Origin of the sequence: Undibacterium sp. RTI2.2 (genome assembly GCF_035018705.1) — a bacterium.
GTDB lineage: Bacteria > Pseudomonadota > Gammaproteobacteria > Burkholderiales > Burkholderiaceae_D > Undibacterium.
This window is the reverse complement of the sequence record NZ_JASJXN010000118.1, coordinates 1-979: the sequence shown is the minus strand read 5'-3', so window position 1 is coordinate 979 and position 979 is coordinate 1. Positions and strand designations below refer to the sequence as shown.

General features: G+C 54.6%; 1 protein-coding gene. It reads right to left on the bottom strand.

Translation table 11 applies throughout. The features are described 5' to 3' along the window. On the bottom strand, window positions 1-909 hold a 909-nt coding region (locus tag QN395_RS21340; protein WP_323493147.1), incomplete at its 3' end, for an IS5 family transposase. Between the last annotated feature and the right edge of the window lie 70 nt (window positions 910-979).

Genomic DNA, 979 nt, shown 5'->3' with positions numbered 1-979 from the left:
TAACACAGCAACACCGACGGCGGCCTCGGTTTTTTGCGCTTCGAATCTGCGCGCACGCAGTCGAGGACCGATGATCGATTTATAGCGTCCCATGGTCGTTTCGACCAAAGCACGCTGTCCATAACCAGTGGCTTCTTGCCAAGCCAACCGACCCTCTGTATTGATCATGTCAAGATGGCGATTACGCTGACTTGGCGAACGCGATTGAGTACCAGGAACGGCGGTTTTACGGGGTGGGATAACCACCGCAATATCGTCACCATATTGCGCGATCGTTTGATAAGTGGGCGCGCCATCATAGGCACCATCGGCAGTGACTTTGTCGATTTGTTCGTCGACCTGATCCAGTAGTGGCCCCACTTGAGATGGGTCATCCGTATGCTGATCGGTGAGGATCTGCGCGACAATCATGCCTGCATCGACATCGACGGCCAGATGTAGTTTGCGCCAGCTACGGCGCGACTTCGCGCCATGTTTTTCTTCCAGCCATTGTCCTGCCCCAAAGACCTGCAAACCTGTGCTGTCGATGAGCACATGGAGTGGCCCCTTTGGTGCGGATGGTGACTTCGTTACCGTCAGTCCGACCGCCCGTCTGCTGACCGTGGTGTGATCCGGTGCCGTGATTGTCAGGTTCATCAGTGTCAGCACGGAAGCCATTAACCCTTCGGTTTGTCGCAGGGCCATTTTGAAGGCGGAGCGCAGCATCAGACTCGTCTCAATGGCGCTATCCCGATAGCGAGCCTGACCATTTGGCCCTACGCTTTGCCACTGATCTAATGCTGCGTCTTCAATCCACAACGTCAGGCTACCGCGCCGCCGTAATCCTGCTTCATATTCCGGCCAATTCTGAACCTTGAACGACATCTTAGGTATATGATGACGCCGATCGTCGTTGTGTTTGTTGGGCATCGGGGCGATCAGTAAAATTGAGGCCGCATCGTAACATCACCGCTTTTCGAGTTTGAAGTGCACCAACGCC